This window comes from Duganella zoogloeoides (assembly GCF_034479515.1).
GTDB lineage: Bacteria > Pseudomonadota > Gammaproteobacteria > Burkholderiales > Burkholderiaceae_D > Rugamonas > Rugamonas zoogloeoides.
Genome location: NZ_CP140152.1, coordinates 37,925 through 57,580, shown reverse-complemented (window position 1 = coordinate 57,580; position 19,656 = coordinate 37,925). Strand labels below are relative to the sequence as shown.

General features: G+C 63.4%; 15 protein-coding genes. 1 reads left to right on the top strand and 14 read right to left on the bottom strand.

The genetic code is table 11. From position 1 onward, the window contains the following. Positions 1 to 6: 6 nt before the first annotated feature. From eat to queA, 9 genes are all read right to left on the bottom strand, one after another. On the bottom strand, positions 7 to 1,395 hold the full coding sequence (gene eat, locus SR858_RS00245) for an ethanolamine permease (protein ID WP_019923589.1): 1,389 nt from the start codon (positions 1,393 to 1,395) through the stop codon (positions 7 to 9). A 177-nt stretch (positions 1,396 to 1,572) separates the two neighbouring features. Continuing rightward, a complete protein-coding gene (locus SR858_RS00240; protein WP_019923588.1) occupies positions 1,573 to 2,949 on the bottom strand; it encodes a cytochrome c in 1,377 nt (458 codons plus the stop codon). An 8-nt stretch (positions 2,950 to 2,957) separates the two neighbouring features. Beyond that, positions 2,958 to 4,736, bottom strand: coding sequence for a GMC family oxidoreductase (locus SR858_RS00235; protein WP_019923587.1), 1,779 nt, complete (start codon positions 4,734 to 4,736; stop codon positions 2,958 to 2,960). Positions 4,737 to 4,745: 9 nt separating this feature from the next. Further along, positions 4,746 to 5,438: a gluconate 2-dehydrogenase subunit 3 family protein gene (locus SR858_RS00230; protein ID WP_019923586.1), complete on the bottom strand. Its 693-nt coding sequence runs from the start codon at positions 5,436 to 5,438 to the stop codon at positions 4,746 to 4,748. Positions 5,439 to 5,632: 194 nt separating this feature from the next. Further along, positions 5,633 to 6,655 (bottom strand): protein translocase subunit SecF, encoded by a 1,023-nt coding sequence (gene secF, locus SR858_RS00225; RefSeq protein WP_019923585.1) that lies wholly within the window; start codon positions 6,653 to 6,655, stop codon positions 5,633 to 5,635. A 15-nt stretch (positions 6,656 to 6,670) separates the two neighbouring features. Beyond that, a complete protein-coding gene (gene secD / locus SR858_RS00220; RefSeq protein ID WP_019923584.1) occupies positions 6,671 to 8,533 on the bottom strand; it encodes a protein translocase subunit SecD in 1,863 nt (620 codons plus the stop codon). A gap of 81 nt (positions 8,534 to 8,614) precedes the next feature. Further along, a complete protein-coding gene (gene yajC / locus SR858_RS00215) occupies positions 8,615 to 8,950 on the bottom strand; it encodes a preprotein translocase subunit YajC (protein ID WP_019923583.1) in 336 nt (111 codons plus the stop codon). 127 nt (positions 8,951 to 9,077) lie between these two features. Continuing rightward, positions 9,078 to 10,217, bottom strand: coding sequence for a tRNA guanosine(34) transglycosylase Tgt (gene tgt, locus SR858_RS00210; protein WP_019923582.1), 1,140 nt, complete (start codon positions 10,215 to 10,217; stop codon positions 9,078 to 9,080). A 14-nt stretch (positions 10,218 to 10,231) separates the two neighbouring features. Next, on the bottom strand, positions 10,232 to 11,257 hold the full coding sequence (queA, locus tag SR858_RS00205; protein ID WP_019923581.1) for a tRNA preQ1(34) S-adenosylmethionine ribosyltransferase-isomerase QueA: 1,026 nt from the start codon (positions 11,255 to 11,257) through the stop codon (positions 10,232 to 10,234). A gap of 134 nt (positions 11,258 to 11,391) precedes the next feature. On the opposite strand from queA, the gene recG reads away from it, so the two are divergent. Further along, positions 11,392 to 13,458 carry an ATP-dependent DNA helicase RecG gene (gene recG, locus SR858_RS00200; protein WP_019923580.1) on the top strand — a complete coding sequence of 689 codons (2,067 nt, stop codon included), beginning with the start codon at positions 11,392 to 11,394 and terminating at the stop codon, positions 13,456 to 13,458. A gap of 267 nt (positions 13,459 to 13,725) precedes the next feature. On the opposite strand, the gene SR858_RS00195 is transcribed toward recG, so the two are convergent. The 5 genes from SR858_RS00195 to SR858_RS00175 form a co-directional block, all read right to left on the bottom strand. Next, on the bottom strand, positions 13,726 to 14,943 hold the full coding sequence (locus tag SR858_RS00195; protein ID WP_019923578.1) for an MFS transporter: 1,218 nt from the start codon (positions 14,941 to 14,943) through the stop codon (positions 13,726 to 13,728). 68 nt (positions 14,944 to 15,011) lie between these two features. Further along, positions 15,012 to 16,007, bottom strand: coding sequence for a Gfo/Idh/MocA family protein (locus tag SR858_RS00190; protein ID WP_019923577.1), 996 nt, complete (start codon positions 16,005 to 16,007; stop codon positions 15,012 to 15,014). Positions 16,008 to 16,163: 156 nt separating this feature from the next. Beyond that, positions 16,164 to 16,952 carry a DUF3025 domain-containing protein gene (locus tag SR858_RS00185; protein WP_019923576.1) on the bottom strand — a complete coding sequence of 263 codons (789 nt, stop codon included), beginning with the start codon at positions 16,950 to 16,952 and terminating at the stop codon, positions 16,164 to 16,166. 3 nt (positions 16,953 to 16,955) lie between these two features. Beyond that, positions 16,956 to 18,008, bottom strand: a complete 1,053-nt coding sequence (gene pyrC, locus SR858_RS00180; protein WP_019923575.1) for a dihydroorotase — start codon at positions 18,006 to 18,008, stop codon at positions 16,956 to 16,958. A 161-nt stretch (positions 18,009 to 18,169) separates the two neighbouring features. Further along, entirely contained in the window at positions 18,170 to 19,615 is a 1,446-nt protein-coding gene (locus SR858_RS00175) for an amidohydrolase family protein (protein ID WP_019923574.1), read from the bottom strand. Between the last annotated feature and the right edge of the window lie 41 nt (positions 19,616 to 19,656).

The following is a 19,656-nucleotide window of genomic DNA, read 5'->3' as shown; positions in this document are numbered from 1 at the left end:
TCCAGATCACGGCAGGTCGAAGCGCGCGTGATGAGCGTGACTTACCCGGCTGGCGGCGGTAGCGAGGAAAAAGCCATAGCCCACCGCCAGGAAGGCGACGAACAGGCCAAAGATCAGCGGGTTGTAGTAAATCATCGTCACCAGGCAGACCACGGCGCCGGTGAGCGCAATCGCCGGGAACACCGGATAGAACGGCGCCCGGAAAGGCCGCACCATGGCCGGTTCGTCGCGGCGCAATTTGAACAGGCTCAGCATGCTGAGGATGTACATGGTGATGGCGCCGAACACCGACATGGTGACGATGTTCGCGGTCAGGGTCTGGCCGCCGATCCTGATCAACTCGTCGCTGAAGATGGCCGCGATACCGACCGCGCCGCCGGCCAGGATAGCGCGGTGCGGGGTCTTGAAGCGCGGGTGGATCTTGGCCAGCGCCGGCGGCAGATACGCTTCTCGGGCCAGTGCATAAATCTGGCGCGAATAGCCGAGGATGATGCCGTGGAACGAAGCGATCAGGCCGAACAGCCCGAGCCACACCAACATGTGCAGCCAGCCGCTGTTTTCACCGACGATCATTTTCATGGCTTGCGGTAGCGGGTCGTTAATGTTGGACAACTTGGTCCAGTCGCCGGCGCCGCCGGCAAACGCCATCACGCCGATCGCCAGCAGCACCAGCGTGATGATGCCGGTGATGTAGGCAATCGGAATCGAGCGCCTGGGGTCTTTCGCTTCTTCGGCAGCCATGGCCACGCCTTCGATGGCGAGGAAAAACCAGATCGCGAACGGAATCGCGGCAAACATGCCCGGTATCGCGGCGGTGGTGAACACGTCCTGGCCCGACCATCCACCTTTGGTGAAGTTGGTGATGGAAAAGCCCGGCGCCATCACGCCCATGAACACCAGCAACTCGAACACCGCCAGCAAGGCCATCAGCAGCTCGAAGGTGGCAGCCACCTGTACGCCGACAATGTTGAGCGACATGAACACTACGTAGGCGCCGACCGCTGCCAGCTTGGGATTGATCTGGGGGAATTGCACATTGAGATAGGCGCCGATCGCCAGCGCGATGGCCGGTGGCGCGAATACGAACTCGATCAGGGTGGCGGCGCCTGCCAGGTAGCCGCCGGTGGGGCCGAAGGCGCGCTTGCTGTAAGCGAACGGGCCGCCCGCGTGCGGGATCGACGTAGTCAGCTCGGTAAAGCTGAAAATGAAAGTGGTGTACATGGCCGCAATGAACAACGCGGTCACGGTAAAGCCCAGCGTGCCGGCCGAGGCCCAGCCATAACTCCAGCCGAAATACTCGCCGGAAATCACCAGGCCGACCGCGATGCCCCAGAGCTGGAAGGTACTGAGCGTTTGCTTGAGCCCTGGCGCGCTGCCCGTGTGCTTACTTGTCATCGTGGCCTCCGTGAGAGAGCAGAAAGCGATGCAAGCGGCGTGCCAGACAGTGCCGGGGCAGACATGTCGCGCCGGACGTAGTCCTCGCGGAAAACGCACCAGCGCGGCGCAAGCTGCGCGCTAACGGTGACGCAGCGTTGCCTCTATGCGGACATTTACTTGCCGCTTATTTGCCCCTTACTTGTTGTCCAGCTTGTCAACGCTGCTCGGCCGCGATACCGGCTGCGGCACCGTGCCCTCGCGTCCCGCCGCAAACGCCGCTGCCGTCAACGGCTTGACGGGAATGGCGATCTTGCGCACCTTGGCCACGTCCTTGGCCACCACCGTACCGCCCTGGTTGCCCCAGCTGGTCTGGATGAAATTGACCACGTCGGCCACTTGCTGGTCGTTGAGCTCCTTGGCATACGGCGCCATGGTCAGTGCCGACGGCGCCGTGTGGGTCGATGGCACTGCGCCGCCCGACAGGATGATGTTGATCGCCGACGTCGCATCCTTGCCCTGCAATACCGCGTTGCCGGCCAGCGCAGGGAACGCCGTGCCGTAGCCCTTGCCATCCGAGCGGTGGCAGCCGGCGCACTTGTTCAGGTAGAGCAGCGCGCCGGCCGTGGCAGGCTGGCCGTTGAACAGTTGCGTGGCCACCTTGGCGTCGGCCACGAACGGCTTGGCCTGGTTGTTGGCCGGCAGCGATTTCAGATACACGGCCATGCTGGTGAGATCGTCGTTGCTCAAATACTGGGTCGAGTGCGCGACCACGTCGTTCATGGCGCCGAACGATGCCGTGTGACCGTTGCGTCCGGTCTTGAGGAAATCGACGATATCAGCCGTGCTCCAGCGCGCCAGGCCACCGCCGTGCTCGTTGCGCAGCGACGGCACGTTCCAGCCATCGATCACCTGGCCGCCGGCCAGGAAGTCGGTATTGCCGTTGCTGGTATAGGCTTTTTCCTGCATCGTCACCGCGCGTGCCGTATGGCAGGCGCCGCAGTGGCCCAGGCCTTCGACCAGGTAGGCGCCGCGCAGGATCTGCGCGTTGGCCGTGTTGGTCGCTGGCGGCTGGTACGGTTCCGGTTTCGGTGCGAACACCCAGCGCCAGATCGTCAACGGAAAGCGCATCGACAGCGGCCACACGATGTCGGAATCGCGGCTCGGGGTCGGGTCGGCTTTGACGCCGTGCATGAAGTACGCGTACAGCGCCTGCATGTCGGCCTGGCTCAGGCGCGAGTACGACGGGTATGGCATGGCCGGATAGACGGTGTAGCCGGCCTTGGTCACGCCGGTGCGCATGAGCTTGTCGAAGTCCGCGAAACTCCAGGTGCCGATACCGGCCTTTTTGTCGGGCGTGATGTTGGACGAATAGATCTTGCCGATCGGCGTTTCCATGCCGAGGCCGCCGGCAAACGGCTTGCCGCCGGTCACGCTGTGGCAGGCGAAGCAGTCGCCGGCACGGGCCAGGTATTCGCCCTGCTTGATCAGCTTGGCGTCGGGGACGGCCCAACTAGCCGACATCGCCAGCGCCAGGCCCAGCAGGGCCAGTGATTTGGTGAGGTAATGGGTCATGAAAGGTCTCATACAGCAACAAGGGGACGGGGATCTTTGAGGTACTGCTCACGGATCGCCTTGGCCGACCAGTACGTCAGGGCGGCAGCCAGGCCGGTCGGGTTGTAGCCGATCCCGATCGGGAACACGCTCGAGCCGACCGCGAACACGTTGTAGACGTCCCAGCTTTGCAGGTAGCGATTGAGCACGCTGATCTTGGGATCGGTGCCCATCGCCGTGCCGCCGGCCCAGTGCGTGGTCTGGTAGTTGCGCAGGTCGAGGTGGTCGCCGAAGTTTTTCACCGAGACGTGGATCGATTTCGGATTCATGGCCTTGGCCACAGCGAGCATCTTGTCGGTGACGTAGCGGCTCATCTTGATGTCGTTGTCGTGCCAGTCGAACGTGAAGCGCAGCAGCTTCTGGCCGAACTGGTCGGTGTAAGTCGGGTCGAGATCGACATAGCAGTCGCGGTACACCATGTTGGCGCCGTGTACGTCGAACGACACGGTGTTGGTGTAGTTGTCCTTGACCGCGCGCTTCCAGCCCGCTCCCCAGGCCGGCGTGCCATCCGGCACCGGGATGCCGGCGATCGGTTTGACGCCGGCCGGGTTGCACCAGGCGGGCGAGCCGCCGACGAAGCCGAGCGGACCGTGGTCGAAATGGTCGCCGTTGTAATCATCGACCGCCACGCCGTTGCCGCCGGAGCCGATAAACGGATTGGTGTTTTTGTTCGGATCGAAAAACATCTGCACGGTGGACATGGTTTGATAGGCGATATTGCGCCCCACTACGCCTTCATTTTTCACCGGGTCGTACGGTTGACCGACACCCGACACCAGGAACAGGTGGGCATTGTTGTAGGCAAAGGTGCTGGCAATCACCAGGTCGGCCGGCTGCTCGACGGTCTTGCCATCCTTGTTCACGTACGTGACGCCGGTGGCCTTTTTCTTGCTGCTGTCGAGGTTGATGCGCAGCACATTGCAGTGCGGGCGCAGTTCGAAATTGGCGGCCTTGCGCAGCGCCGGCATGATGTTTACTTGCGGCGACGCCTTGGAATAGTTGTAGCAGGCAAAGCCGGAACAGAAGCCGCAGAAGTTGCACGGTCCCATCTGGCAGCCATACGGGTTCACATACGGCTGCGACGCATTCGACGACGGCGCCACGAACGGGTGCAGGCCCACCTCGGCAGCGGCCTTGTGGAACAGGTGCGCGGTATAGGGTACTTTTTGCGGGGGCAGCGCGTAGTGGTCGGAGCGGCTCGGCTCGAAGAAGTTGCCTTCTCCCACCACCTTGCCATCGACACGGTAGGCCACGCCCGACGTGCCGAAGACTTTTTCGACGAAATCGAAGTGCGGTTCGAGCTCCTCGAACGTCACGCCGAAGTCCTGGGTGGTCATGCCTTCGGGAATGAATTTTTTGCCGTAGCGCTCGTTGTAATGCGTACGCAGCTTCAATTCTTCCGGCAGCACGCGCCAGTGCTGGCCCGACCAGTGCAAACCGGCGCCACCGACGCCGGTGCCCGGCTTGAAGGCACCGATCTGGCGGTATGGCACGGCGGTGCCTCCGATGTCGTGGCGGAACGTAAACGAGCCTTTCGACAAATCCTGGAACAGCTTGGAGCGCTGGATGTAGGTCAGTTCGTCCAGTGTTTTCGGGTACGCGCCGTCCGGGTACGTGTCCTGGAACGCGCCGCGTTCGAGCGCCAGCACTTCCATGCCCGCTTCCGTCAGTTCCTTGGCCATGATGGCGCCGGTCCAGCCGAAGCCGACAATGACGACCTCGACTTTTTTGAGTGTGATATCTGCCATGGTGATTCCTTAAGCGATCGAGGCGGGTGGCAGCGGATAGTGCTTGCCGTATTGCTCGACCCAGTCCATGTAGTCGGCGCGGGCGCCGGGGAAGTTGATCATTTTCCAGGCCGCCATGTCCTTGTTGCCGCCGTGGACAGGGTCGCTGAAATAGCCCTCGCGCGTGTTTTGCAGCAGCTGGCCGAAGAAGGTCTTCGGCGGCACGGCGCCGATGGCCAGCGTACCCTGTTCCAGTTCGCCGATCACGGCGTCTTTCTGCGCCGCGTCGAGCGCGGTGAAGGCCTTGCCCAGCTTGGCCTGGACCGCGTGCTCGAGGCCTGCGAGGGCGCTGCGGTACAGGTCGCGCGGCGCCATGTGGAACTGGTAGCCGAACTCGGGCGGCGACTCGGGCACGAACGGCGCCTGCATGAACCACAGCTTGCCGTATGCATACGGCGTGTTCATCTGCAGGTCGATGAATTCGTGCACGCCCGCTTCGAGCGCGCCGGGGCCGTCGCTGTTGGCCGGGATCAGGCGATCGACCAGCGCTTGCAGCGTGGCCCACTCGGCTGCGGTGAAATAGGCGGGGCGGTAGGCGGGCTGGGTGTTGCTGCTTGCCGCCACGCCAACGCCGGCCGCCGCGACCAGCGCCACGGCCGGCGCAGCGGTGACCGCCTTGCGCAGGAAGCTGCGGCGGTGCGGGGAGATACCGATGGTTTTCATGAGAACCCTTTTATTCGACTTGTAGTACCAAAATTACACAAATAAACTAAATAGCGAATTGGCATCCTACGCTTACATTTGCCCGGCCTGCGCACGATATGGTTTTTACTACGCGTTGCTACTGACGACAGGTATAGGCAAAAAAAAAGCCGCGCTCCGAAGAACGCGGCTTTTCAGGAGATCCAGCTAAGCGCTTACACCACCGCGCCGTCGGTCTCGTCTTTTTCCTTGACCGGCTTGATCAGGTCTTCACGCTTGACGCCAAGCCACATGGCAATTGCTGCCGCCACGAACACCGACGAATAAATACCGAAGCAGATGCCGATGGTCAGCGCCATGGCAAAGTAGTGCAAGGTCGGGCCGCCGAAGAACAGCATCGCCAGGACCATCATCTGGGTGCTGCCGTGGGTGATGATGGTGCGCGAGATGGTGGACGTGATCGCGTTGTCGATCACTTCATGCACGGTGGCCTTGCGCGACTTGCGGAAGTTTTCGCGGATCCGGTCGAAAATCACGACCGATTCGTTGACTGAGTAACCGAGCACGGCCAGGATACCGGCCAGCACCGTCAGCGAAAACTCCCACTGGAAGAAGGCGAAGAAGCCGAGAATGATGACCACGTCGTGCAGGTTGGCGATGATTGCGGATACGGCGTATTTCCACTCGAAGCGGATGGCCAGGTAAATCATCACGCCCACCACCACCATCACCAGCGCGTTCAGGCCGTTCTGGGTCAGTTCTTCGCCCACCTGCGGGCCGACGAACTCCACCTTGCGCAGTTCGACCGCCTCGGCGCCGGAGGCGCTCATGCAGGCCTGCTTGACCACGTGTTCGCCCTTGGCATTGACGTTGTCGATCTGGGTCAGCGCGCCTTTTTCAGCCTTGCACAGGGTCTCGTAGACCAGTTGCGAAGCATCCTTGGCGCTGATGTTCTTCACCACAGGCAGGCGCAGCAGCACGTCGTGCGCAGTGCCGAAGCCGGCCGCTTCCGGGTGCTCGTAGCCGATGCCGCGCAGCGACTCGCGTATCCCCTCGAGGTTGGCCGGCTGCTGGTACTTCAGCTCCATCACGGTGCCGCCGGTGAATTCCACCGACAGGTGCAAGCCGCGATGGAACAGGAAGAACACGGCTGCCACGAAGGTCAACGCCGAGATGACGTTGAACACCAGGGCATGCCGCATGAACGGTATGTCTTTCTTGATGCGGAAAAATTCCATTTGCTATGCCTCGAATTATTTGGTGTCCGGACGCCAGATGGTGCCGATGGCGATCGATTGCAGCTTCTTCTTGCGGCCGTACCACAGGTTGACCACACCGCGCATGATGAACACCGCGGAGAACATCGACGTCAGGATGCCCAGCGTGTGCACCACGGCAAAGCCGCGGATCGGGCCGGAACCGAATACCAGCAGCGCCAGGCCCACGATCAGGGTGGTGACGTTGGAGTCGATGATCGTGGCCCAGGCGCGGTCGAAACCGGCCGTGATTGCGGACTGCGGCGATGCCCCGGCCCGCAATTCCTCGCGCACCCGTTCATTGATCAGCACGTTCGAGTCGATCGCCATGCCGAGCGCCAGCGCGATAGCAGCCATACCCGGCAGGGTCAAGGTAATGCCCATCAGCGACAGCAAGGCCACCAGCAACAGCAGGTTGCACGCCAGCGCAAACACGCTGAACAGGCCGAACATCATGTAGTAGGCAATCATGAAGATGGCCACGGCGGCGAAGCCGTACATGGTCGAGTGCATGCCCTTGGTGACGTTCTCGGCGCCCAGTTGCGGTCCGATCGTGCGTTCTTCGATCACTTCCATCGGTGCGGCCAGCGCACCCGAGCGCAGCAGCAGCGCCAGTTCGGCCGAATTTTCGGCATTGCCCATGCCGGTGATCTGGAAGCGGCTGCCCAGTTCACTCTGGATGGTGGCGACCGACAACACTTCCGGCTTGCCCTTTTCGAACAGCACGATGGCCATTTTCTTGCCCACGCGGGTGCTGGTGGCATCGCGCATGCGGCGGCCGCCATCGCCGTTCAGGTCGATGCCGACGGCCGGTTGCTGGTTCTGGTCGAAGCTGGCGGTAGCACTGGAGATGTAGTCACCGGTCAGCACCACGTCCTTGGTCAGCACGACCGGTACGCCTTTACCGACGGTAAACAGTTCCGAGTTCAGCGGAACCGCCGACGTCAGCTCGGTACCCGGGGTGATCGATTCGTCGACCATGCGGATTTCCAGGGTGGCGGTGCGGCCGATGACGGAACGCGCGCGCGCCACGTCCTGCACGCCTGGCAGTTGCACGATGATGCGGTCGGGACCTTGCTGCTGGATGATCGGTTCGGCCACGCCCAGCTCATTGACGCGCTTGGACAGGGTCGAGATGTTCTGCTTGACGGCCTCGTCAGTGGTCTGCTTGAGTGCGGCAGCTTTCAGGCTGATCACGGTTTTCAGGTCGGTGTCGCTGCCGGCGTCGGCAAACGTCACGTCCGGCATCTGCTCGCCCAGCACGGCCTTGGCCTTCTGGCGGGTTTCATTATCGCGGAAGTTGATGACGATGGTGTCGCCCGAGCGCTCGATACCGGCGTGGCGCACATTCTTGTCGCGCAACTGGCTGCGGGCGGAAGCCTGCATCCCCTGCAAACGCTTGGCCAGCACGGCCTTGGTATCGACTTGCATCAGGAAGTGGACGCCGCCGCGCAGGTCGAGGCCGAGGTACATCGGCGCCGCGTGCAGGGTTTGCATCCATTTAGGGGTGTCCGGTTGCAGGTTCAGCGCCACCAGGTACGACGGATCTTCGGGATCGGCGTTCAGGCCTTTTTCCAGCACGGCCTTGGCGCGGAACTGGGTGTCGGGATCGGGGAAGCGCACGCGCACGGAAGCGTAGGTGCCGGTGCCATCGAAGGAGAGTTCGCTGTGCGGGATTTTTTCGCGGGTCAGCACGTCATCGACCTTGGCGACCATGTCGGACGTCAGCTTGAGCGTCGATTTACCGCTCGTCACCTGCACTGCCGGCGATTCGCCGAAGTAGTTGGGCGCGGAGTAAAGCGCACCCAGCAGGATGGTGACGGCAATGAGTATGTATTTCCAGACGGGATAGCGATTCATATTGTTCAACGTTCAGGGTTAGGCGTCGGATGCAATACGGCCCGCCTGTCGTGCGACAAAGCGGGCCGGGGCCGGGGCCGGTTACAGCGCCTTGAGCGTGCCTTTCGGCAGGACCATGGTCACCGAGCTTTTTTGCACGGTCATTTCCACGCCGTTCGAGATTTCGATGGTCAGGTACAGGTCCGAAATCTTCGAGATACGGCCCAGAACGCCACCAGCGGTCACGACTTCATCGCCCTTGGCCAGCGCTTCCATCATGGTCTTTTGTTCCTTGGCGCGCTTCATCTGGGGACGGATCATCAGGAAGTACATTGCCACGAACATCAGAATCAGGAAGCCGTATTGGCCCAGGAAGCCGCCGGCGCCGCCGAGCGACTCGAGAGGGTTGGATTGGGCGTAAGCGTTGGATATAAACACAGTGACTCCGATAATAGTTTGAAAAAACAGCGCTGTATTCTAGCACTGGCCGGAAGGCGCTAGGACTTCCGGTCATGTTGGTGGCTTAATTTCTTTTACAAGACTTACAAGCCTGTCAGCTAAAAATTTATACCCCGCGCGCGCGGTCGGCGTGGAATTGCTGCACCCACGCCGGGAAACGGTCGGCATCGAGGGCATCGCGCATTTGCTGCATGATGTCGAGGTAATAATGCAGGTTGTGGATGGTATTGAGGCGCGCACCGAGGATTTCCTGGGTACGGTTCAGGTGGTGGTGATAGGCGCGCGAGAAATTCTTGCAGGCATAGCAGGAGCAGGTGCTGTCGAACGGCTCCTTGTCTTCCTTGTAACGCGCGTTCTTGATCTTGATGTCGCCATAGCGGGTGAAGATCCAGCCGTTGCGGGCATTACGGGTAGGCATTACGCAGTCGAACATGTCGACGCCGTGCGACACGCCGGCCACCAGGTCTTCCGGCGTACCCACGCCCATCAGGTAGTGCGGCTTGTTGGCCGGCAGTTTCGGGCCGACGTGCTGCAGGATGCGCATCATGTCTTCCTTCGGCTCGCCCACCGACAGGCCGCCGATGGCCAGGCCCGGGAAGTCGATGGCTTCGAGGCCAGCGAGCGATTCATCGCGCAGGTTCTCGAACATGCCGCCCTGGACGATGCCGAACAGCGCGTTCGGGTTTTCGCCCCGGTGGAATTCGTCGTGCGAGCGCTGGGCCCAGCGCAGCGACATGCGCATCGACTTGGCCGCTTCCTCGATGGTGGCCGGGCGCTTGTCGATCTCATACGGCGTGCATTCGTCGAACTGCATGACGATGTCGGAGTTCAGCACGCGCTGGATCTGCATCGACACTTCGGGCGAGAGGAACAGCTTGTCGCCGTTGATCGGCGAATTGAAGTGCACGCCCTCTTCCGTGATCTTGCGCATGGCACCGAGCGAAAACACCTGGAAGCCGCCCGAGTCGGTCAGGATCGGCTTGTCCCAGCCCATGAAGTCGTGCAGGCCGCCAAACTTGGCCATCACGTCGTTGCCGGGACGCAGCCACAGGTGGAAGGTGTTGCCGAGGATGATCTGGGCGTTGATTTCCTTCAGCTCCAGCGGCGACATGGCTTTCACCGAGCCGTAAGTACCGACCGGCATGAAGATCGGGGTCTGCACCACGCCGTGGTTGAGTTTGACTTCACCGCGACGGGCGTGGGTGAGACCGGTGGTATCGGTTTTGTGTAGCTTGAATTCCAACATTGCGTATTCCTTAATTATGCTCGTGCTTGCGTCGTCAGCAACATGGCGTCGCCATAGCTGAAGAAGCGGTATTCGTTGGCGATCGCATGCGCGTAGGCGGTGCGGATCTCTTCAAAACCTGCAAAGGCCGACACCAGCATCAGCAGGGTGGACTTGGGCAGGTGAAAATTGGTGATCAGGCGCGTGACGGTCTTGAACTGGTAGCCGGGCGTGATGAACAGCGCGGTGTCGGCGCTGCCCGCTTCCAGCTGGCCGCTTTGCGAGGCCGATTCCAGCGCGCGCAGGCTGGTCGTCCCCACTGCCACCACGTCGCGGCCGGCTGCGCGCGTGGCGCGCACTGCGTCCACCGTCTCTTGCGGCATGGTGTACCACTCGGTGTGCATCTGGTGTTCGGACAGGACTTCATTGCGCACCGGCTGGAAGGTGCCGGCGCCCACGTGTAGCGTGACGAAGGCGAAGTTCACGCCTTTCGCCTTCAAGGTATCGAGCAGCGCCTGGTCGAAGTGCAGGCCGGCCGTGGGCGCAGCCACCGCGCCCGGCACCTTGTTGAACACGGTCTGGTAACGGGTTTCGTCGAACGAATCGGCATCGTGCTCGATGTACGGCGGCAGCGGCAGGCGGCCGTGCGCTTCGATCAGGTCGAAGACGTCGGCGTCGAAATGCAGCGTGAAAAATTCGCCGGCGCGCTCGCCCACGGTCACATCGAAGGCGTCGGCCAGGCGCATCTTGGTGCCCGCCAACGGCGAGCGCGAAGCGCGTACCTGCGCCAGCACGGTGCGGTTGTCGAGCACGCGCTCGACCAGCGCTTCGACCTTGCCGCCGCTTTCCTTGGTGCCGAAAAAGCGCGCCTTGAGCACGCGCGTGTCGTTCATCACCAGCAGGTCGCCGGCCTGCAAGAGGCCCACGATGTCGGCGAACTGGCGGTCGATGATCTGCGCGCCGTCCAGGTGCAGCAGGCGCGAAGCGCTGCGGTCGGGCAGCGGAAATTGCGCGATGCGCTCCTGGGGCAAGTTAAAATCGAAATCGGAAAGCGAATACATGGCGAACTTGTGAAAACGGTTGAAGAATCGGGTGTGCTTCTACGGATGGCTAGCCTTACAATACCGGCGTTGCTGCTTCGGGTTTGTTACGGCCAACCCTCTATTTTACGCTAGTGTTCGAAAAATGCTCCAATATGCCCGTCGCCCCATCTAAACCCGTCAAGAAGACCGTCAGCCCGCAGGTGAAGCTGGCCAAGCTCGGCCTGCATACCGACATGGACCTGGTGCTGCACCTGCCCATGCGCTACGAGGACGAGACGCAAGTCATCACCATCGAGGAGGCGCGCCTGCATGGCGGCGACACGTCGCAGGTCGAGGGCGTGGTGGTCAAGAACGAGATCACATTCAAGCCGCGCCGCCAGCTGCTGGTGCATATCGCGGACGGCACCGGCGAGCTGCAACTGCGATTCATGAATTTTTACGGCAGCCAGGTCAAGCAGCTGGCCGAGGGCACGCGGGTGCGCGCGCGCGGAGAACTCAAGCACGGCTTCTTCGGCGCCGAGATGGTCCACCCGGCCTACAAGATCGTCAACCAGGGCGCGCCGCTGCCTACATCGCTCACGCCCGTGTACCCGTCCGGCGAAGGGCTGTCGCAGAATATCCTGCGCCGGGCCATCGGCGACGCCATGAAGCGCGTGGACTGGACCGACACCCTGCCCGCCGACCTGCGCGCGGCGATGCAGCTCTCAGATTTCGAACCGGCCGTGAAACTGCTGCACTATCCGCCGCAGCAGGTCGATGAACACGCGCTGGCCGACCGTTCGCACCCGGCGTGGACGCGCGTGAAATTCGACGAGCTGCTGGCGCAGCAGCTGTCCCTCAAACGCGCGCAGCACGCACGCCGCTCGAAAGGCGCGGCGGTGTTGAAGGTGGCCGGCCAGTTATCGGCCCAGTTCCAGGCCGCGCTGCCGTTCCAGCTGACCGGTGCGCAGCAGCGCGTGCTGGCCGAAATCCGCGCCGACCTGCGCCAGCCGTATCCGATGCAGCGCCTGCTGCAAGGGGACGTGGGCAGCGGCAAGACCGTGGTGTCGGCGCTGGCCGCCGCCCAGGCCATCGACAGCGGCTTCCAGGCGGCGTTGATGGCCCCCACCGAAATCCTGGCAGAGCAGCACTTCCGCAAGATCGCCGCGTGGATGGAGCCGCTGGGCGTCAAAGTCGCGTGGCTGACCGGCAGCCTGAAGAAAAAGGACAAGCAGGCCGCCTACGACATGATCGAATCGGGCGAGGCGCGCCTGGTGGTGGGCACGCATGCGCTGATCCAGGAAGCCGTGGTGTTTGCCAACCTGGGCCTGGTGATCGTCGATGAACAGCACCGCTTCGGCGTGGGCCAGCGCCTTACCTTGCGCAACAAGGGCAACGAGGGCGCGATTCCGCACCAGCTGATGATGTCGGCCACACCGATCCCGCGCACGCTGGCCATGACGTATTACGCCGACCTCGAAGTATCGGTCATCGACGAGCTGCCGCCCGGACGCACACCGATCGTCACCCGCACCATCGACCAGAACCGCCGCGACGAAGTAATTGAGCGCGTGCACGCGGCAGCGCTCGAAGGCCGGCAGGTGTACTGGGTGTGTCCGCTGATCGAGGAATCGGAAGCGCTGCAACTGCAAACGGCCACCGACACCCACGCGCTGCTGGCCGAAGCCCTGCCCGACCTCAACGTGGGACTGGTGCACGGCCGTTTGAAGCCGGCGGAAAAGCAGGCCATCATGGATGCGTTCACTGCCAACGAGATGCAGGTGCTGGTGGCCACCACCGTGATCGAGGTAGGCGTGGACGTGCCCAATGCGTCGCTGATGGTGATCGAACACGCCGAGCGGTTCGGCCTGTCGCAGCTGCACCAGCTGCGCGGCCGCGTGGGACGGGGCTCGGCCGCCAGCGTGTGCCTGCTGCTCTACCAGAGCCCGCTGGGCGGCATCGCCAAGCAGCGCCTGATGACGATGCGCGAAACCACCGACGGCTTCGAGATCGCCCGGCGCGACCTGGAGATACGGGGACCGGGCGAATTTCTGGGCGCACGCCAGTCGGGCCAGGCCATGCTGCGCTTTGCCGACCTGGAAACGGACGGCTGGCTGGTGGACCAGGCCCGCGACGTGGCGCACGATCTGCTGCATGCCGGTACGCCGGAAAAGGCGGCGACGGTGGAGGCGCATTTGTCGCGCTGGCTCGGTGGGCGCGAAGAGTTCCTCAAGGTTTAACTGGCATCGCTCGCCGCCGCTCCGTCATTCCCGCGCAGGCGGGAATCCATAACCCCGTCGAGCCGTGTTGACTATAAAAGCGGTGGCGCGAAGCAAGCGTTCCATGGATCCCCGCGTGCGCGAGGATGACGGATCGAAGATCCAGGGTGCTAGAAGCACATGTAGACTCGATTCGCCAGATCCACCACGAACCCCGGCTGCAAATACGCCACGAACACCAGCGCCAGCACCGCCGCAATCACGCCGCGCCACAGCCAGATGTTCATGTCACGCCGCCGCCAAGCCGCCGCGCACCAGCGGGCGTTCGTTGATCGGCAGGTTGACCAGGCCGGCCACCACGCCGAGCACGATCGAAATCCCCCACACCAGGTCGTAGCTGCCCAGCAGCGTATAGAGGTAGCCGCCGAGCCAGACGCCGAGGAAGCTGCCCACCTGGTGCGAGAAGAACACCATCCCCGCCAGCATCGACATGTGCTTGACGCCGAAGATGCCGGCGATGATGCCGTTGGTGAGCGGCACCGTGGACAGCCACAGCACGCCCATGGCGGCCGCAAACAGGTACACGGTCAGCGGCGACAAGGGCAGCAGCACGAACGCGGTGATCACGAGCGCCCGCAAAAAATAGATCCCGGAGAGCAGGTAGCGCTTGGGCAGCCGCCCACCGAGCTTGCCCGCGTGGTAGGAACCGACGATGTTGAACAGGCCGATCAGCGCCAGCGCCATCACCGCCACGCTCGGATCGATCACGCCCTGGTCCTTCAGGTACGCCGGCAGATGGACGCCGATGAACACCAGCTGGAAGCCGCACACGAAATAGCCGGCCACCAGCAGCAGGAACGAGCGGTTGCGCGTGGCCTCGCCGAATGCCTCGCCGATGCTCTGGCGCGGACCGTCGTCGTGGACTGTGGCTGGCTCGCGCAGGAAGAACGCCATCGGCACCATCAGCGCCACGACCACCGCCGCCAGCACGAAGAATGCGTGCTGCCAGCCTACTGCGGAAATGAGCTGCTGTTCGACCGGCATCAGCACGAACTGGCCGAACGAGCTGGCCGCACCGGAGATGCCAAACGCCCACGAGCGTTTATCGACCGGCGCGGTGCGGCCGATGATGCCGCTGACCGCACCGAACGCGGTGCACGCCAGCCCCAGGCCGATGAACACGCCCGAGCCGATCACGAATAAAGTGGGATCGGTGACCAGCGCCATCCACACCAGGCCGGCCATGTAGGCCAGCGCGCCCACCAGCACCACGCGCATGGCGCCGAAGCGGTCGGCCGCCATGCCGGCGAACGGGCCGAACACGCCCCACAACAGGTTTTGCAGCGCCATCGCCAGCGAATAGGTTTCGCGGGTCCAGCCGTTGGCTTGCGAGATCGGCTGCATCCAGAAGCCGAAACCGTGGCGCACGCCCATGGCCAGCGTCAGCACGACGCCGGTGGCAAGCAGCACGGTTTTCAGGGAAGGCGCGCGGGTGGCGAGGAACATGGGGCATCCTGGTGATCAAAACGACATCAGGCGATTGTAACGGCTATGCGCCGCCCGCGCTTGGGAGGTTATCGGTCGGCGGGGTAGCGCAGGCCGATCTGTTCACGGATGGCGTCGAGCGTACCCATGAGGTTGAGGGTTTCAGCGTGCGGCATCACCGGGCTTTCGATCAGGCCGGCGCGCAGGCAGCGGCCTACTTCCTGCGCCTCGTGGGTGTAGCCGTTGCCGCTACGCGGCACGTTGACGGTGCGCTCGGTGCGGCTGGCGCCATCGACCAGGGTCACGTTGAACGCCTCGGTATTGTGGAAGCGGTCCGACAGGCGTACGAAACCCTTGGTGCCGGAAATCGTCAGCTCGGTCGGCGTGCGCGAACGCAGGCTGCACACGCACGACGACAGGCCGCCGCCGTCATGCATCAGGGTGAACGCCGTCTGCATGTCCACGCCGGTATCGGTCATCTGTGCCTGCGCCTTGACGCTGGTGACGCCACCGAGGAAGAACGAGGCGATCGACAGCGGATAAATGCCCAGGTCGAGCAGCGCGCCGCCACCCAGCTCGGGGTTGAACAGCCGGTGCTCGGGACCGGCGTCGGACGTGAAGCCGAAATCGGCAGTGATATTGGCCGGGGTGCCAATCTCGCCGCTGTCGACGATGCGCTTGGCCTCGATCACGGCCGGCATGAAACGGGTCCACATCGCTTCCATCACGAACAGGTTTTTGGCGCGGGCCAGGTTGATGATGTCCTCGGCCTGAGGGCGGTTCATGGTGAACGATTTTTCCACCAGCACGCCCTTGCCCGCGTTCAGGCACATCAGCGCGTTCTCGTGGTGCATCGGGTGCGGCGTGGCGATGTACACCACGTCGACGTCGGAATCGTCGGCCAGGGCCTGGTAGCTGCCGTGGCAGCGCTGTGCGCCATACTCGGCGCCGAATTTGGTAGCGCTATCTACACTGCGCGAAGCAACGGCGGCGAGATATGCGCCGGGCGTGTCCTGCAAAGCGGTGGCGAAGGCCTTGGCGATTTTTCCGGTGCCCAGTATGCCCCAGCGGATGTCCTGCGTCATGGCGTGCTCTTTCTGCCGCGTTGGCGGCGATGGTGGTCGATATCGGAATGACATTGTACTGCGGAGCGCGCATGCGGGGTCACGCTGGACGCTCGTCGCTGGCGAGCACTGACAGTTGCGCCTGGCGCTGACGGCGGTGGCCGGTGCGACAAAGCGTCAGGCCTGGCGCTTGGGCCGGAACACCGCCTGGTCGGCGTAGAACGCCTCGTCCTGGTCGGGCCACCAGCCCGGCACGCCCAGCGCCTGCATCGGTGTGAAGCCTGCGGTGGTGATGGTTTCCGCCGCCAGTTGCCGGGCCACGTTGGCATCGATCCAGGCACGTCGAGCGGCGTGGTCCAGCGTAAAAAATTCGTCGCCGGCCACCACCACGCGCGTGTGGGCGGTGATTGCCTTGCGCGGGGCAACCAGCTTTTCCATCAGCGCGTGGCCGAACAGCCAGACCTGGGCGTCGTGACCGAAGCTGGCGCGCCGCTCGAGGAACGCTTCGCGCCAGCGGTGCTCGCGCAGCGCGGCCGTCAACGCATGGCCGGCAGCGCTATCGCGCACCACCAGCAGTGCCGCGTTTTCATCAAAAATGGTGGCGCCATCGCGCGCGGGGCCGCGCGATTTACCGACGCCGTCGCGGGCGATCTGCGCCGCCTGCAAGGCGTTCAACTGTACCTTGATGCGCGGGAAGCTCAGCCACACCAGGCCGTTGAAAAAATCGTGCAGGTTATCGCGCGTGGGCACGCCGCCGGTGGCGCCGATGAATTCCTCGTACGCGGTGCCATCGGGCAGCGCCTCCTGCGGCACGAACGACAGCGGCAGGCCGGCATGGTTGCGCAGGCCCAGTGCCGCTGCCTGCGCGGTAAAGCTGTCGCGGAAGTGGTGAACGCTGTCCAGCCGGCCCACTGCGTCACGAATCGCGTCGTACCAGGGCCGCGACCAGTCGATCACCGACAGCACTCTTTACACCATTTTCCAGTTGATGGTTTCACCGGCGTTGAGCGGCACCACTTGCGCGTCGGCCATCGGCAGCAGGTCGGGCAGCGTCCACTGCTCGCGCTTCAGGGTGATGGTGCCGGTGTTGCGCGGCAGGTCGTAGAAGTCCGGGCCGTTGAAGCTGGAGAAGGCTTCCAGCTTGTCGAGGGCGCCGGCGCGGGCGAAGGCTTCGGTGTAGAGCTCCATAGCGTGCAGCGCGGTGTAGCAGCCGGCGCAGCCGCAAGCGGCTTCCTTGGCGCCTTGCGCGTGCGGCGCCGAATCGGTGCCGAGGAAGAAGCGTTCGTCGCCGCTGGTGGCGGCCGTGACCAGCGCCAGGCGGTGCTCTTCGCGCTTGAGCACCGGCAGGCAGTAATAATGGGGACGGATGCCGCCCTTGAAAATCTCGTTGCGGTTGTAGAGCAGGTGGTGGGCGGTGATGGTGGCCGCAATCGGGCCCTCCGCCTCGGCCACGTACTGCGCCGCGTCCTTGGTGGTGATGTGTTCGAAGACGATTTTCAAGGCCGGGAAATCGCGGCGCAGCGGGCGCATCACGCGCTCGATGAAGACGGCTTCGCGGTCGAACAGGTCGATGTCGTGATCGGTCACTTCGCCGTGCACCAGGAACGGCATGCCCACTTCCTGCATTTTTTCCAGCGTCTTGTAGCAGTTGGCGATATCGGTCACGCCGGCGTCGGAATTGGTGGTGGCGCCGGCCGGGTACAGCTTGACTGCGTGGACCACGCCGCTCTCCTGGGCACGCACGATTTCATCGGGTGGCGTGTTGTTGGTCAGATACAGCGTCATCAGCGGATCGAATGCCATCCCCGCCGGCAGCGCGGCCAGGATGCGGTCGCGGTAGGCGACGGCAGCGGCAGCGGTGGTCACCGGCGGCTTCAGGTTCGGCATCACGATGGCGCGGCCGAACTGGCGCGCGCTGTGCGGCAGCACGCTGGCCAGCGTGGCGCCATCGCGCAGGTGCAGGTGCCAGTCGTCGGGACGGGTGATGGTGATGCTGTCGGGGAGGGTTTCGAAGTCGGACATGGCGGGCTTTCAGGCGGTTTTCGGGCTACCAGATGGCTAAAACGGCGGAATGGCGATATTTTACCCCGACAACCCCAGCCTTCGGGGTCAGTGCCGACATTCGGACACGATCTCGGCAAAATAGCGCTGGGCCGTGTTCAAATGTCGGAACTGCCTCTGAATTAATGCGCGGCGCCGACCTTGGCGTTGGCTTTTGCCTGAGCCAGCAACCGGTCCAGCGTGGTGCGTTCATAGACTTTGCCGCGGCTGACCACGGTGCGGATCTGGCGCGTGGCGTTGATGTCCTGCAGCGGGTTGGCGTCCAGCACCAGCAGGTCGGCGGTCTTGCCTGCTTCCAGGCTGCCGTAACGGTCCAGCTTGCCCAGGAAGCGCGGGCCGGCGATGACTGCCGATTGCAGTGCCTGCACCGGCGTCAGCCCGTATTTGACGTACAGGCCGATCTCGTCGTGCAGCGCCTGGCCTGGATAGTCGTAGGAGTTCAAGAAGCCGGCATCGGTGCCGGCGATGATGCTCACGCCTTCCTGCGCCAGGATCGGCAGCAGCGCGGCCGACTTTTCGAACGTGGCCTTGCGCAGCGCGATCTGCTCGGGATTGTCCTGCGCCGCGCGCTGCACGCGCCAGTCGTAGGTAGCGCGCAGGCCGGGACCGATGTATTGCAGCGCCTCGTCATGGCTGTGGTCTTCCATGTCGAGGTAGGCCACCACGCGCGATACTGACAATGTCGGCACCACCGCCGTCCCCTTCGACGCCATGTAGCGGAACGATGCGCGCGCGGTCGGCTCGTCGTAGCTGGCCAGGCTCAGTTTCATCGCCTCCTTGCCGGTCAAGGCGCCGGCGGCTACTTGCGCGGTCAGCTCGGCTTCGCGCGGGGTGGCCGCGCGCAGCAGGTACGACTGGTGCTCCACCGTGCCCAGGCCGGCATCGAACATTTGCGCCAGCGTCTTTTGCACCGGGATGTGACCCGAGGTGCGCATGCCGCGCTCTTTGGCCTGGCGCAGCGCTTCGATGTACAGCTCGGGCTTGAGCGTGTTCTCGGTGATCTTCACGAAATCGACTTTCTGCGCCTGCAGGCGGTCGAGCGCCTTGCCTACTTCTTCCGGCGTGCCCACTTCGATGGTGCCCTTCCATAGCGGCTTGTAGCCTTCGAGCTTGGCGCCCGACGTGAAAATGGTGGGGCCTTCGAGCTTGCCATGGTTGATCTGGTCGCGCCACGACAGCACGGTATCGGGCAGGTCGCCAGAGCAATCGCGCACGGTGGTGATGCCGTAAGCCAGGTACACGGGCAGCAGGTTCTTGTTCTCGTCGATCAGCGCCGGCCCGCCGCCGAAGTGCACGTGGGTATCCCACAGGCCCGGCATCAGGTACTTGCCCGGCAAGCGCATGGTGCGGCGTGCGGCATAGTTGGGCAGGTCGCGGTCATCGACGACGGCGATAATGCGATCCCCCTTGAGCACTACCGATTTGCCACGCACGGTCTGGCCGCCGGCAACGTCGATCAGGGTCGCTTGCGTAAGCACCAGGTCGGCGGCGATCTTGTCGGCGGCATGGGTGCTGGCGAGCATCCCGAGGGCCAGCATGGCGCTGGCAAGTTTGGTCAAGGTAGGCATGGATGTTTCCGTCAATGTCAACAAACCGCGGATACTAGCAC

Bases quoted from the DNA above. Each gene is read 5' to 3' on its own strand.
- eat (WP_019923589.1), bottom strand. From the start codon at position 1,395: ATGACAAGTAAGCACACGGGCAGCGCGCCAGGGCTCAAGCAAACGCTC.
- SR858_RS00240 (WP_019923588.1), bottom strand. From the start codon at position 2,949: ATGACCCATTACCTCACCAAATCACTGGCCCTGCTGGGCCTGGCGCTG.
- SR858_RS00235 (WP_019923587.1), bottom strand. From the start codon at position 4,736: ATGGCAGATATCACACTCAAAAAAGTCGAGGTCGTCATTGTCGGCTTC.
- SR858_RS00230 (WP_019923586.1), bottom strand. From the start codon at position 5,438: ATGAAAACCATCGGTATCTCCCCGCACCGCCGCAGCTTCCTGCGCAAG.
- secF (WP_019923585.1), bottom strand. From the start codon at position 6,655: ATGGAATTTTTCCGCATCAAGAAAGACATACCGTTCATGCGGCATGCC.
- secD (WP_019923584.1), bottom strand. From the start codon at position 8,533: ATGAATCGCTATCCCGTCTGGAAATACATACTCATTGCCGTCACCATC.
- tgt (WP_019923582.1), bottom strand. From the start codon at position 10,217: ATGTTGGAATTCAAGCTACACAAAACCGATACCACCGGTCTCACCCAC.
- queA (WP_019923581.1), bottom strand. From the start codon at position 11,257: ATGTATTCGCTTTCCGATTTCGATTTTAACTTGCCCCAGGAGCGCATC.
- recG (WP_019923580.1), top strand. From the start codon at position 11,392: ATGCCCGTCGCCCCATCTAAACCCGTCAAGAAGACCGTCAGCCCGCAG.
- SR858_RS00195 (WP_019923578.1), bottom strand. From the start codon at position 14,943: ATGTTCCTCGCCACCCGCGCGCCTTCCCTGAAAACCGTGCTGCTTGCC.
- SR858_RS00190 (WP_019923577.1), bottom strand. From the start codon at position 16,007: ATGACGCAGGACATCCGCTGGGGCATACTGGGCACCGGAAAAATCGCC.
- pyrC (WP_019923575.1), bottom strand. From the start codon at position 18,008: ATGTCCGACTTCGAAACCCTCCCCGACAGCATCACCATCACCCGTCCC.
- SR858_RS00175 (WP_019923574.1), bottom strand. From the start codon at position 19,615: ATGCCTACCTTGACCAAACTTGCCAGCGCCATGCTGGCCCTCGGGATG.